Below are 12675 nucleotides of genomic sequence, written 5' to 3' on the forward strand. Positions count from 1 at the left end.
CCCCTCTGCGGGGGGAGGAAAGAAACGCTCAATCCACCGGCGCCCCGCGCAGGCGCTTGGTCGCGCCGCGCTGGGTCTTGGCCTCGAGCCGGCGCTTCTTCGAGGCGAGGGTCGGGCGCGTGGCCCGGCGCGGCACCGGGGGCACCGCGGCTTCGGCGACGAGCTTGGCCAGCCGCTCGCGGGCATCGGCGCGGTTGCGCTCCTGCGTGCGGAACTGCTGGGCGCTGATCACCAGGACGCCGTCGGCGGTGAGCCGGCGTCCGGCGAGCCTCATCAGCCGCACCGCGACCGCGTCCGGGAGGGCAGCGGAGCGGCGCACGTCAAAGCGCAGCTGCACCGCGGTCGAGAGCTTGTTGACGTTCTGGCCGCCGGGACCCGACGCCCGCACGAAGGTCTCGTGCAGCTCCGCCTCGTCGATGGCGATCTGGGGCGTGCAGACCAGGGCCACGGCCCCCTCCCTTCCGGCTCAGCCGGCTTCCGCCGGGGTGCGCGCCTTCACGGCCAGCGCATGGAGGCCGCGCGCGAACGCTTCGGCCATCAGCGCGTTGACGACGCGGTGACGGTCGACGCGGCTCTTCCCCTCGAAGGCGGCCGAGACCACATCGATGCGAAAGTGCGTCTCGCCCCCCGGCCGCGCGCCGGAATGGCCGGCATGCAGGTGGGATTCGTCCACCACCGAGAGGCGCGCGGGCGCGAGTTCCGCCGCCAGCTTACCCTCGATCCAGTCCCGCAGCGTCGCTGTCTCGGTCATCCGCCCGTCCCTCGTCTCACCCGAATAGCCGCGTCACCAAGCGGTCGGGCCGTCAAGCCCGTTCGCCCGCATGCGTCATCAGGCCCGGCGCCCTTGTGTCTCGGGTCCGCCCCCTCATAATCGCCCCGTCATGGATCTCAACTCGCCCCTGTTCGACAGCATCCGCATCCGGCGCACCTGCGACGAGCCGAAGACCGCGGCCGGCAAGACCGCCGGCGGGAAGACCGCGAGCGGCAAGCCCGCCGGCACCTGCGAGGCGGAGGGCTGCACCCATGCGGGCCTGTTCCGCGCGCCCAAGGGCCGCCGCGCCGAAGGGCAGTACTGGAACTTCTGCATCGACCACGTGAAGGCCTACAACGCCACGTACAACTACTTCGACGGCATGAACGACGACGCCGTCCAGGCCTTCCAGAAGGACGCGATCATCGGCCACCGCCCGACCTGGGCGATGGGCGTCAACCGCCCGGCGAGCGCCAAGGCGGCCGACGCGCCGCCGCGCGACTGGGCCTATGTCGACCCGCTCGGCGTGCTGCGCGCCGAGGGCGTCGGCGGCGCCCGCGGGCGGCAGGCCCCGGCCGAGCCCGCGCGCCCGAAGCTCTCGGCGACCGTGCGACGGGCGCTCGACGTGCTCGGCCTCGAGGAAGGCGCCGACACCGCCGCGATCAAGGCGCAGTACAAGTCCCTGGTGAAGCGCTTCCACCCCGACGCCAACGGCGGCGACCGCTCGTTCGAGGAGCGCCTGCGCGACATCATCCGGGCGCACGACGTGCTGCGCGCGGCCGGGCTCTGCTGAGGCGGCTCGGCACGATCGATGCAAAGTCGACCGTCGCGCCGTCGTCGGCGGCTTTCGCGCGCGGACGACCGGCAATTTTCGATTGCAGGCCTATATGGGGGTCTTGCACCCGATCCGGCCCGTCTGTGGCGCCCCGGCGCGACGACGTTTAAGGAAGGGCCTGCATCCCGGCAGCGACTGGCCGGCGAGGCGAGGCCCGAGACAAGCTCCGCGCGACTTTCGATCCGATGCCCTTCGGAAGACCGCCCCTACGAGGTTCCGTATGCTCTCTGACGACAAGCCCGCCATGCTCCCCGACCGCACCGTCTCCGTCCGCGCCACCTTCGGCATCGACATCGACCTCGAGGTTCCCGCGTTCTCCGAGACCAGCGAGCACGTGCCGGATCTTGATGCGGACTACATCTTCGACCGCGAGACGACGCTGGCGATCCTGGCCGGCTTCGCGCGCAACCGCCGCGTCATGGTCACCGGCTATCACGGCACCGGCAAGTCGACCCATATCGAGCAGGTCGCCGCCCGGCTGAACTGGCCCTGCGTGCGAATCAACCTCGACAGCCACGTCTCGCGCATCGACCTCGTCGGCAAGGATGCGATCGTGCTGCAGGACGGCAAGCAGATCACCGCCTTCCAGGACGGGATCCTGCCCTGGGCGCTACAGAACAACGTCGCGCTGGTCTTCGACGAGTACGATGCCGGACGGCCCGACGTGATGTTCGTGATCCAGCGCGTGCTGGAGCTCTCCGGCCGCCTGACGCTGCTCGACCAGAAGCGGGTCATCCGCCCGCACCCGGCCTTCCGGCTGTTCGCCACCGCCAACACGGTGGGCCTCGGCGACACCTCGGGCCTCTATCACGGCACCCAGCAGATCAACCAGGGCCAGATGGACCGCTGGTCGATCGTCACCACCCTGAACTACCTGCCGCACGACCGCGAGGTCGACATCGTGCTGTCGAAGGCGCTGCACTACAAGGGCGACCCCGGCCGCGACATCGTCAGCCGCATGGTCCGCGTCGCCGACCTGACCCGCAACGCCTTCATGAACGGCGACCTCTCGACGGTGATGAGCCCGCGCACGGTGATCACCTGGGCCGAGAACGCCGACATCTTCCGCGACATCGGCTTCGCCTTCCGGGTTACGTTCCTCAACAAGTGCGACGAGCTGGAGCGGACGCTGGTCGCCGAGTTCTACCAGCGCGCCTTCGGCAAGGAGCTGCCCGAGAGCGCGATGAACGTCGCGCTGAGCTGATCGACGATGGAGGAATCGATGGCGCAGGTTGCTTCGGGCCCGGAGACGGAGCCAGCCGGCTTCGCGTCGCCGCGCGCGGGTACGCGCCACGAAGCTGACCTCTACACGTGGGTGCAAGAGCAAGTGGCCCACCTTCGCGCTGGCCGGGTCGAGGTTCTCGATCTCGACAACATCGCTGAGGAACTGAGCGACGTGGGTTCGGAGCAGTACGATAAGCTAGAGAGCGCGATCGAGGTCCTGCTCGCCCATGCCCTGAAGTGGGACTTCCAGCCGGAACGCCGGAGCAGGAGCTGGGCGTTGACCATCGCGGAGCAGCGCCTGCGGATCGAGAGGCAGTTGCGCAAGAACCCCGGCCTGAAGTCGCGCATCGCGGAGGCGGTCACCGACGGATTCCGGACCGGCAGGCTTCGGGCTGCGCGCGAGATGCGTCGCTCGCTCGAGACCCTCCCTACCGACAATCCCTACGCCTGGGACGACATCCTGAACCGCCCCTTCGAACTCGACGCCGACCGGTAGCCCATATGTCCATCTCCAACCGCAAGCCGGGCGAGCGCCGCGAGCCGGTCGCCGAGCCCCTGAAGCGCTCGGTCGCCGGGTGCCTGCGCGCCATCGCCAAGCGCTCCGAGGTCGAGGTCACCTACGCCACCGACCGGCCGGCGCTGACCGGCGACAAGGCGCGCCTGCCCGAGCCGCCGCGCAAGCTCACGGTCGGGGACGTCGCGGTGCTCCGCGGCAACGCCGACGCCATGGCCCTGCGCCTGGGCTGCCACGACATCGCCGTCCACCGCCGGCTCGCGCCCGAGAATTCCGCAGCGCGCGCGGTGTTCGATGCGGTCGAGCAGGCCCGCGTCGAGGCGATCGGTTCGCGGCGGATGTCGGGCGTCGCCACCAACATCTCCGCGATGCTGGAGGACCGCTACCACCGCGGCGGCAAGTACGAGACCATCACCGACCGCGCCGACGCGCCGATGGAGGATGCCGTCGCGCTGATGGTGCGCGAGCGCCTGACCGGCCAGAAGCCGCCGGAGGCCGCCAAGCGCATCGTCGAGCTGTGGCGCGCGCACATCGAGGACAAGGCCGGCCCGAACCTCGACGGGCTGATCGGCTCGATCGAGGACCAGCGCGGGTTCGGCCGCTCGGTGCGCGAGCTGCTCTCCTCCCTCGACATGGCCGACGAGACCCCGTTCGACCCCGAGGACGACGAGAACGACGACGAGAACGAGGCCCAGGACGACGAGCAGACCCCGAGCGAGGGCGATGCCGAGGAGCAGAGCCAGGGCGACCGCGCCGAGGTCGAGACCTCGGAGGAGGCCTCCGACGACATCGAGGAAGGCGCGCAGGAGGCGGCCGACGCGCCGTCCGGCGAGCTTCCCGAGGAATCCGAGGACGCGGAATCGGAGGAGGCCTCCGAATCCTGGCGCCCGCCGTCGAAGGTCGCCAACGAGCTGCGCGGGCCGGACTACCGGGTGTTCAATCCGAGGTTCGACGAGGTGATCCACGCCGAGGACCTGTGCGACGCCGAGGAGCTGGCGCGGCTGCGCAGCTACCTCGACAAGCAGCTGTCGCATCTCCAGGGCGTGGTCGGGCGGCTGGCCAACCGCCTCCAGCGCCGGCTGCTGGCGCAGCAGAACCGCGCCTGGGACTTCGACCTCGAAGAGGGCCAGATCGACCCGGCGCGCCTCGTGCGCGTGGTCATCGACCCGTTCCAGCCGCTGTCCTTCAAGCAGGAGAAGGACACGAACTTCCGCGACACCGTGGTGACGCTGCTGCTCGACAATTCCGGCTCTATGCGGGGGCGCCCGATCACCGTCGCCGCGACCTGCGCCGACATCCTGGCCCGCACCCTCGAGCGCTGCGGCGTGAAGGTCGAGATCCTGGGCTTCACCACCCGCGCCTGGAAGGGCGGCCAGTCGCGCGAGGCGTGGCTCGCCGCCGGCAAGCCGAACGCGCCGGGCCGCCTCAACGACCTGCGCCACATCGTCTACAAGAGCGCCGACGCGCCCTGGCGCCGGGCGCGCAAGAATCTCGGGCTGATGATGCGCGAGGGCCTGCTCAAGGAGAACATCGACGGCGAGGCGCTGGACTGGGCGCACAAGCGCATCCTGGCCCGGCCCGAGCAGCGCAAGATCATGATGGTGATCTCGGACGGCGCGCCGGTCGACGACTCGACGCTGTCGGTCAACGCCGGCAACTATCTCGAGCGCCACCTGCGCTGGATGATCGAGGAGATCGAGCAGCGCTCGCCGGTGGAGCTGCTGGCCATCGGCATCGGCCACGACGTGACCCGCTACTACCGTCGCGCGGTCACGATCATCGACGCCGAGGAGCTCGGCGGCGCGATGACGGAAAAGCTCGCCGAGCTGTTCGAGGAGGATGCCGCCGGCCGCGCCCCGATGCGCGCCGCCGGCGGACGCCGGCGCTGACGCCTCAGGCCAGCGCCCGCAGGGCGATCAGCACGGCGAGGTGCCCCGGGTAGAACGCCTGCAGCGCGTAGGGCGGCAGGAAGCGCGGTCGGCCGCGCAGCCGGAGGGCGGCGAGCAGGACCAGCGGGACGCCGACGCCGATCGTCGCGGCGTCGGCGAGAGCCGAGAGGGACGCGGCCTCGCCCCGCGGGTGCCAGCCGTGCCAGTTCAGCCCGACGATCGCGGCGACGAGCCAGGCGCCGTAGGCGCGCGGTTCGCGCAGCGCCAGAAGGATCGCCGCCGGCAGCAGGATGCCGGCCAGGCCGAAATCCACCGCCGTCTTGGCGAGCGCCGGGGCGAGGAACACCACGGCGAGGCCGAGCGCCAGGGCCGCGTGGCGTAGCGGAGGGCGTCCCCTCTCGAGCGCGGTCGCGAACGCGATGCCCGCCGCCAGGGTGAACAGGATCGACCCCTCGGTCGTGCCGAAGGGGAAGGCGGCGGCGTAGATCGCCTGCGTCGGCACCGCGAGGGCGAGCAGCGCCAGCCCGTAGCGGCCGGGATCGGCGCCGCGCAGGATGTGCAGCACGGACACCACGCAGAACAGCGGGAAGGCGATCCGCCCGAGCCGCCACAGGGCGACGGCGTGGCCGTCGAGCAGGATGGTGTCGACGTGGTCGCCGACCATCAGCACGGCGGCGGCCCCCTTGATCGCATCGAGGGGCGCGCCGGCGAACGACGCGGCGGGCACGAAAAAACCGCCGGCATGGGGGTCCATGCGGCGGTTCATGATCTCACATCGCCCGGAGGCGACCGCTTCAGGCGGCGACGGCGTCCGGAGCCGCGGTCTCGCCGAGCTTCTTGTGGATCTCGCGCTTGAGGAGCTTGGCCGTCTGCGACAGCTCGACCTCGTGCGCCTTCACGAGGAAGGCGTCGAGGCCGCCGCGGTGCTCGACCGAGCGGAGCGCGTGCGCGGTGACGCGCAGGCGCACGCGGCGGTTCAGCGCGTCCGAGGTCAGCGTGACGTTGCAGAGGTTCGGCAGGAACCGGCACTTCGTCTTGCGGTTCGAATGGCTCACGAGGTGGCCGACCTGAACGGCCTTGCCGGTGAGTTCGCAGCGGCGTGCCATGATAACGCTATCCTGTCTCGTTCCTGGGCGATGCGGACCCGCCCTCCCGGGCCGGATGCGCCGCCTGCGCGGCCCCACCCGAACGTCGTTCCAGGTCTCGCGCAGTCGTGTCTGAGTGGCGGCCTATAGGCGAGACGGCCCGGGACCGTCAAGGCAAAACCCGATCGGGCGCCCGGATTGGGGGCGCCTGCGGACGCGCACGACGCCGCCGGCGTCGCGGCACGTGCCGTCGCCCGGTCGATATGAGCACGGAACGGCCGAGGGTCCAAGCGCGGAGGCGGGAAGGCTTGCGCGGGCGACGCCGCCTCGGCCCTGCGGCGACCCGCCGGCCCGGCAGCCAGGAGCCCTGGGCGCGCGCGGAACGGCCTGTTAACCATGTGGCTCGGATAACCGTCGCCTGGGCAGCCCCGGGGCTCCGCGTCGTCGGGGCCGGTGCCCGGACGACCTCGTGAGGATGCGATTCGGACCATGAGCGCCCGCCCCCACCGCAGCGCCTTCCCACTGATGCGCCTCGTTCTCGCCGCCGCCCTCGGCGCCGGCGCCCTCTCGCCGGCCGAGGCGCGGGAGCGCAAGGCCGCGCCCGCCAGCATCGCCGTCGATTACGGCATCGCGCTCGCCGGCCTGTCGATCGGCACCGCGCGGCTCGCCGGCACCTTCGAGAACGCGAAGTACCGCGTCGACGTCTCGGCGACGCTGACCGGTCTCGTCGGCGCGATCACCGGCGGCCAGGGCTCGGCCCGCTCCGCCGGCATCATCGCCGCCGCGCCGCAGCCCAACACCTTCTCGATCGCGACGCGGACCGCCAATTCGGGGATCGCCGTGCGCATGGCGCTCGCCCACGGCAACGTCACCCAGTCCGAGGTCACGCCTCCGCTGGTCGACATGGACGACCGCGTGCCGGTGACGCCCGCCAACAAGCGCGGGATCATGGACCCGGCCAGCGCCCTGCTGATGCCGGCCCAGGCCTCCGGCGACCTGACCAACCCGGACAATTGCAACCGCACGCTGCCGGTCTTCGACGGCGCGACCCGCTTCAACGTGGTCCTGAGCTACGGCGAGACCCGGGCGGTGGAGAAGCCGGGCTATTCCGGCCCGGTGCTGGTCTGCAACGCCCGCTACCAGGCGGTCGCCGGCCACCGGCCGGACCGGCCCGGGGTGCGCTTCATGGAGGAGAACCGCGACATGTCGGTCTGGCTCGCGCCGGTCGAGGGCACGCGGATGCTGGTGCCGATGCGCATCTCGGTGCGCACCACGGTGGGCACCAACATCATCGAGGCGACCCGCTGGGTGCGCGGCACGGCCACCGCCGAGGCGCCGGCCACGACCGGCAGCCTCGCGAGCCGCTGAGGATGCGCGGCGCCGCGCTCGCGACGATCCTGGCGGCCTTCGCGCTGCCCGCATCCGGGCCGCGCCCGGCCGCGGCCGCGCCGCTGGAGGCCGGTGCCAGCCCCTGCGGCGGAAACGCCTACTCCTCGGCCGAGGTGACGGAGGGTCGCGGACGACAGCGCGGGCCGCTCACCGCCGTGCCGGACACGCTCTGCGCCGACATCGAGACCGGGCAGCCGCCGACGCGAATCGAGCTCTACGGCATCCCGGATCGCGACGGATCGGCTTACGGCCTTGGCGGAGCGCCCGGAAGCGCCAAATATGAGCGCTCGTTCCGGCGCCGGCCGTCGGCCGACTGACGATCTCGCCCTTCCGGGGCGGGGCCCGTCGCCACCCGGCGTCCCGCGCCGTGCGGCTCCCAGCGCCGAAGGGATTGCTCCGATCCTCCAGCACCGCCGCTCCCTTCCGCCCTCGGCCCGCGCGCGCGGGGTCACGGCGGTGCTGGGGCCGACCAACACCGGCAAGACGCACCTGGCGATCGAGCGCATGCTGGCCCATCCCACCGGGATGATCGGCCTGCCGCTGCGGCTGCTCGCCCGCGAGGTCTACCTGCGGGTCGTGGCCCGCGTCGGCGTCGACAAGGTCGCGCTGGTCACCGGCGAGGAGAAGATCAAGCCGGACCGGCCGCGCTACTGGATCTCCACCATCGAGGCGATGCCGCGCGACCTCGATGTCGCCTTCGTGGCGATCGACGAGATCCAGCTCTCCGCCGACATGGACCGCGGCCACGTCTTCACCGACCGCCTGCTGAACCAGCGCGGCCGCGAGGAGACCCTGCTGATCGGCTCCTCGACGATCCTGCCGCTGGTGCAGGCGCTGATCCCCAACGTCCACACCACCACGCGCCCGCGCCTGTCGACGCTGACCTATGCCGGCGAGAAGAAGCTCGGGCGGATGCCGCGGCGCACCGCGATCGTCGCGTTCTCGGCCGAGGAGGTCTACGCCATCGCCGAGCTGATCCGGCGCCAGCGCGGCGGCGCCGCCGTGGTGCTCGGCGCGCTCTCGCCGCGCACCCGCAACGCGCAGGTCGAGCTCTACCAGTCCGGCGACGTCGACTACCTCGTTGCCACCGACGCCGTCGGGATGGGCCTCAACCTCGACGTCGACCACGTCGCCTTCGCCGCCACCTGGAAGTACGACGGTACCCGCTTCCGCAAGCTGACGCCCGCCGAGCTTGGGCAGATCGCGGGCCGCGCCGGGCGCCACCTCTCGGACGGCACCTTCGGCTCGACCGGGCGCTGCCGCCCGTTCGAGCCCGAGATGATCGAGCGGCTGGAGAACCACGATTTCGACCCCTTGCGCATCCTGCAATGGCGCAACCCGGACCTCGACTACGGCTCCCTCGAGGCGCTGCAGGCGAGCCTCGACGTGCATCCGAGCGAGCCCGGCCTGACGCGGGCGCCGATGGGCGAGGACCAGCAGGCCCTCGAGATCCTGATGAAGGAGGACGACATCCGCGACCTGTCGCGGAGCCAGTCCGCGGTGCGCCGCCTGTGGGACGTCTGCGGCGTGCCGGACTACCGCAAGGTCCACCCGCAGGTGCATGCCGACCTCGTGGCCGAGCTCTACCGCTTCCTGATGAAGGGCATGGCCGGTCGCATCCCCGACACCTGGTTCGCCGAGCAGGTGGCGATGATCGACCGCACCGACGGCGACATCGAGACCCTGTCGCGCCGGATCGCCCACGGGCGCACCTGGACCTTCGTCGCCAACCGCCCCGATTGGCTTCGCGATCCGGAACATTGGCAGGGCGAGACGCGTCGGGTAGAGGACAGGCTGTCCGACGCCCTGCACGAACGCCTCGCGAGCCGCTTCGTCGATCGGCGCACCAGCGTCCTGATGCGGCGCCTGAGAGAGAACACGATGCTCGAAGCCCAGATTACCCCCGACGGTGACGTGACCGTCGAGGGTCAACATGTCGGCCACCTCCACGGCTTCCTGTTCGTGCCCGATGCCAGCGCCGAGGGCCACGAGGCCAAGACGCTCCGCAGCGCCGCCGAGAAGGGCCTCGCCGGCGAGATCGAGGCCCGCGCCGAGCGCTTCGCCGCAGCCGCCGACGCCTCGCTGGTGCTGAGCCACGACGGCGTGATCCGCTGGACCGGCGCGCCGGTGGCCAAGCTCGCCCCCGGCGACAAGATCTTCGCGCCCCAGATCCGCCTGCTCGCCGACGAGGCGCTCGCCGGCCCCGCCCGCGAGAAGGTGGTGGCGCGCCTCGACGCCTGGCTGAAGGCGCACGTGACGCGCCTGCTCGGCCCGCTGATCGAGATCGAGACCGCCGCCGACCTAACGGGCCTCGCCAAGGGCATCGGCTTCCAGGTCGTCGAGGCGCTCGGCGTGCTGGAGCGCGCCCGCGTGGCGCAGGAGATGCGCACGCTCGACCAGGACGGCCGCGGCGCGCTGCGCCGGCACGGCGTCCGCTTCGGCGCCTACCACCTGTTCCTGCCGGCCCTGCTCAAGCCGGCGCCGCGGACGCTGGCCGCCCAGCTCTGGGCCCTGCAGAACGGCGGCCTCGAGCAGCGCGGCCTCGACGAGATCGGGCATCTCGCCGGCTCCGGCCGCACCTCGATCAAGGTCGATCCCGAGATCGCCAAGGGGCTCTATCGCGCCGCCGGCTTCCGCGTCTGCGGCGGGCGCGCCGTCCGCGTGGACATCCTCGAGCGGCTCGCCGACCTGATCCGCCCCGCGGTCGCCTATCGCCCCGGCACCACGCCCGGCGCGCCGCCCCCCGGCACCGCGGACAAGGACGGGTTCGTCGCCACCGTCGGCATGACCTCGCTGGTCGGCTGCTCGGGCGAGGACTTCGCCTCGATCCTGACCTCGCTGGGCTACGCCGCCGAGACCCGGCCCGGCCCGGCGATCACGGTGCCGCTGCTCCCCGCCGCGTCGACGACGCCGGTCCAGCCCGCCGCCCCCGCCGCGGAAGCCACGCCCGAGGCGGCCTCCGAGACCGAGGTCGCCGAGGCCGCGCCCGCCGACGCGGCGACCTCGGAGGCCGTCTCGGACCCGGCGGAGCCGAACGCGCCGGATGCGGAGGCCGTCCACGGCGACGCGCCCGAGGCAACGCACGAGCCCGAGGCGGCGCCTGCCGCCGAGGAGCCGGTTGCGGAAGCAGCGCCCGCCGAGGAGGCCGTCGCCGAACCGGCGACGGACAGGGCAGGCGTCGAGGCGACGGCGGCCGAGCCCGCCGAGGCGCCGGCGACCGAGGCGGCTACGGCCGAGGCCCCGACGGTCGGCGAGGGTGCCGTCGCGCCGGCGGCCGACGCGATTCCCGCCGAGGCCGCGTCCGAGCTTCTCGCCGACACCGTCGCCGAGGAGCCGGCGACCATCGAGGTGTGGACGCTGCAGCGTCACCAGCGCCAGGCCAACCCGCGCCCGAACCGCCCGCGCGGTGCCGGCCGCGGCCGCGACGGCGCCCCGGGCGCGCCCAAGGGCGAGCGCCGCGAGGGCGAGCCGCGCCGGGACGGCGGTCGCGACCGGCCGCGCCCCCATGCGGCTGAGGGCCGCGACCGGCCGCCGCGGCCGGACGGACCCCGGCCCGAGGGCGGCCGCCCGGAGGGTCCGCGCCGCCACGACGGCCCGCGCCGCGAGCGCTTCGAGCCCGGCGCCCGGCCCGACCGGCGCGACGAGCCGCGCCATGCTGGCCCCCGGCCGGATGCGCGCCCCCCGCGCCGCGAGCGGGCGCCCGATCCAGATTCGCCCTTCGCCAAGCTCGCCGCCCTGAAGGCGCAGCTCGAATCCGGCGAAGGCGGCAAGCGCTGAGGCATCACCGGTCCGCATGAAGGAAGGGCGGCAGCGGCTGGACAAGTGGCTGTGGTTCGCGCGGGTGGCGAAGTCCCGCTCGCTCGCCGCCCGCCTCGTCGAGGACGGCCACGTCCGCCTCAACGGAACCCGGACCACGCTGCCGGCGAAGGGCTTGGCCGTCGGCGACGTGCTGACGGTGGCCGCCGCCCACACCACGATCATCGTGCGCGTCGTCGATCTCGGGACTCGACGCGGCTCGGCCGAGGTCGCCCGGCGATTGTATGCGGACCTGTCGGCCGGCGGCGAAGCGGCGCAGGCCCGATCGGTTTCCGAGCCCGAGCCGCCCCTGGAATCAGTGTAGACAAGCCACACTCCGGCACCGCGGGCCGGTTGCGGCATGGGTGCGCTTGTCAGCCCCCTTGGCAGGGGCTAGAGCCCTTGCCATCCAAGGGCCGACCCAAGGCCCGTCGACACGCAAGCCGAACGCGTCCTCGCCCGCCCGCGAGACCGTTCGAGCCCCCGGCGACCGCGGATGCGGCCAGCGCGGATCGAGGACGAAAATCGCACCATGACCTACGTCGTCACCGACAATTGCATCAAGTGCAAGTACATGGACTGCGTGGAAGTCTGCCCGGTGGACTGCTTCTACGAAGGCGAGAACATGCTCGTCATCCATCCCGACGAGTGCATCGATTGCGGCGTCTGCGAGCCGGAATGTCCGGCCGAGGCGATCAAGCCGGACACCGAGCCGAACCTCGAGACCTGGCTGAAGGTCAACGCCGACTACGCCAAGGACTGGCCGAACATCACCCAGAAGAAGGACGCTCCCGGCGACGCCAAGGAGTGGGACGGCGTGGCCGGCAAGTTCGAGGCGCACTTCTCCGCCGCCCCCGGCACCGGCGACTGATCACCCCCGCACCGGCCCGCGGCCTCGATGCCGGGGTTGCCTTGCCGGCTCGGTCCCGGCCTCAGCCAAACCGTGCATAACGTGCTTCGGACGGTGTCGAACCGTCGGGAGCGCGTCGCGCTGCTTTGATTCGACGGTTGATTTGTGATACACGATCCGCCTGCCGTCGCTCGCGCCTGACGTGCTGCCTGTCGCGTTCAAAAACGCGAATTCCGGATCGTCCAGGATAACAGGTGGCACGCGCTCGACTGCTGGAGGCTTCGCCTTCGGCGGCCGTTCTATCATGTGCTGCGCACGGCTGCGCCTGGGAGCTTTCGCCTGC

13 protein-coding genes are annotated in these 12675 nt (G+C 72.1%); 9 read left to right on the forward strand and 4 right to left on the reverse strand.

Annotated features, from left to right (window positions below; genetic code table 11):
* Positions 1-28: 28 nt before the first annotated feature.
* Positions 29-448 (reverse strand): alternative ribosome rescue aminoacyl-tRNA hydrolase ArfB, encoded by a 420-nt coding sequence (gene arfB / locus MKK55_RS06815; protein WP_147729556.1) that lies wholly within the window; start codon positions 446-448, stop codon positions 29-31.
* 18 nt (positions 449-466) lie between these two features.
* Positions 467-751, reverse strand: a complete 285-nt coding sequence (locus MKK55_RS06820; protein ID WP_147729557.1) for a BolA family protein — start codon at positions 749-751, stop codon at positions 467-469.
* Between the two features lie 130 nt (positions 752-881).
* Here MKK55_RS06820 and MKK55_RS06825 point away from each other — a divergent pair, with 130 nt between their 5' ends.
* The 4 genes from MKK55_RS06825 (at position 882) to cobT (ending at position 5213) form a co-directional block, all read left to right on the forward strand.
* Entirely contained in the window at positions 882-1544 is a 663-nt protein-coding gene (locus tag MKK55_RS06825) for a J domain-containing protein (protein WP_147860001.1), read from the forward strand.
* 262 nt (positions 1545-1806) lie between these two features.
* Entirely contained in the window at positions 1807-2790 is a 984-nt protein-coding gene (cobS, locus tag MKK55_RS06830; RefSeq protein ID WP_147844012.1) for a cobaltochelatase subunit CobS, read from the forward strand.
* An 18-nt stretch (positions 2791-2808) separates the two neighbouring features.
* A complete protein-coding gene (locus MKK55_RS06835) occupies positions 2809-3306 on the forward strand; it encodes a DUF29 domain-containing protein (protein ID WP_243933877.1) in 498 nt (165 codons plus the stop codon).
* 5 nt (positions 3307-3311) lie between these two features.
* On the forward strand, positions 3312-5213 hold the full coding sequence (gene cobT, locus MKK55_RS06840; protein WP_243933392.1) for a cobaltochelatase subunit CobT: 1902 nt from the start codon (positions 3312-3314) through the stop codon (positions 5211-5213).
* A 4-nt stretch (positions 5214-5217) separates the two neighbouring features.
* On the opposite strand, the gene MKK55_RS06845 is transcribed toward cobT, so the two are convergent.
* Together MKK55_RS06845 and rpmB are read right to left on the reverse strand one after the other, a co-directional pair.
* Entirely contained in the window at positions 5218-5979 is a 762-nt protein-coding gene (locus tag MKK55_RS06845; protein ID WP_243933878.1) for a TraX family protein, read from the reverse strand.
* A 28-nt stretch (positions 5980-6007) separates the two neighbouring features.
* On the reverse strand, positions 6008-6319 hold the full coding sequence (gene rpmB, locus MKK55_RS06850) for a 50S ribosomal protein L28 (RefSeq protein WP_147728548.1): 312 nt from the start codon (positions 6317-6319) through the stop codon (positions 6008-6010).
* A gap of 468 nt (positions 6320-6787) precedes the next feature.
* On the opposite strand from rpmB, the gene MKK55_RS06855 reads away from it, so the two are divergent.
* From MKK55_RS06855 to fdxA, 5 genes are all read left to right on the forward strand, one after another.
* The gene (locus MKK55_RS06855; RefSeq protein ID WP_147729968.1) at positions 6788-7666 is read left to right on the forward strand and encodes a DUF3108 domain-containing protein; all 879 of its coding nucleotides are present in this window, start codon (positions 6788-6790) and stop codon (positions 7664-7666) included.
* A gap of 2 nt (positions 7667-7668) precedes the next feature.
* The gene (locus MKK55_RS06860) at positions 7669-8004 is read left to right on the forward strand and encodes a hypothetical protein (protein ID WP_243933879.1); all 336 of its coding nucleotides are present in this window, start codon (positions 7669-7671) and stop codon (positions 8002-8004) included.
* Between the two features lie 139 nt (positions 8005-8143).
* Positions 8144-11464 (forward strand): helicase-related protein, encoded by a 3321-nt coding sequence (locus tag MKK55_RS06865; protein WP_409566028.1) that lies wholly within the window; start codon positions 8144-8146, stop codon positions 11462-11464.
* A gap of 16 nt (positions 11465-11480) precedes the next feature.
* Entirely contained in the window at positions 11481-11807 is a 327-nt protein-coding gene (locus tag MKK55_RS06870; protein ID WP_243933880.1) for an RNA-binding S4 domain-containing protein, read from the forward strand.
* A 207-nt stretch (positions 11808-12014) separates the two neighbouring features.
* Complete coding sequence (gene fdxA, locus MKK55_RS06875; protein ID WP_147728546.1) at positions 12015-12353, forward strand: ferredoxin FdxA; 339 nt, start codon at positions 12015-12017, stop codon at positions 12351-12353.
* Positions 12354-12675: the final 322 nt, after the last annotated feature.

It is taken from the genome of Methylobacterium sp. J-059, from assembly GCF_022829485.1.
GTDB lineage: Bacteria > Pseudomonadota > Alphaproteobacteria > Rhizobiales > Beijerinckiaceae > Methylobacterium.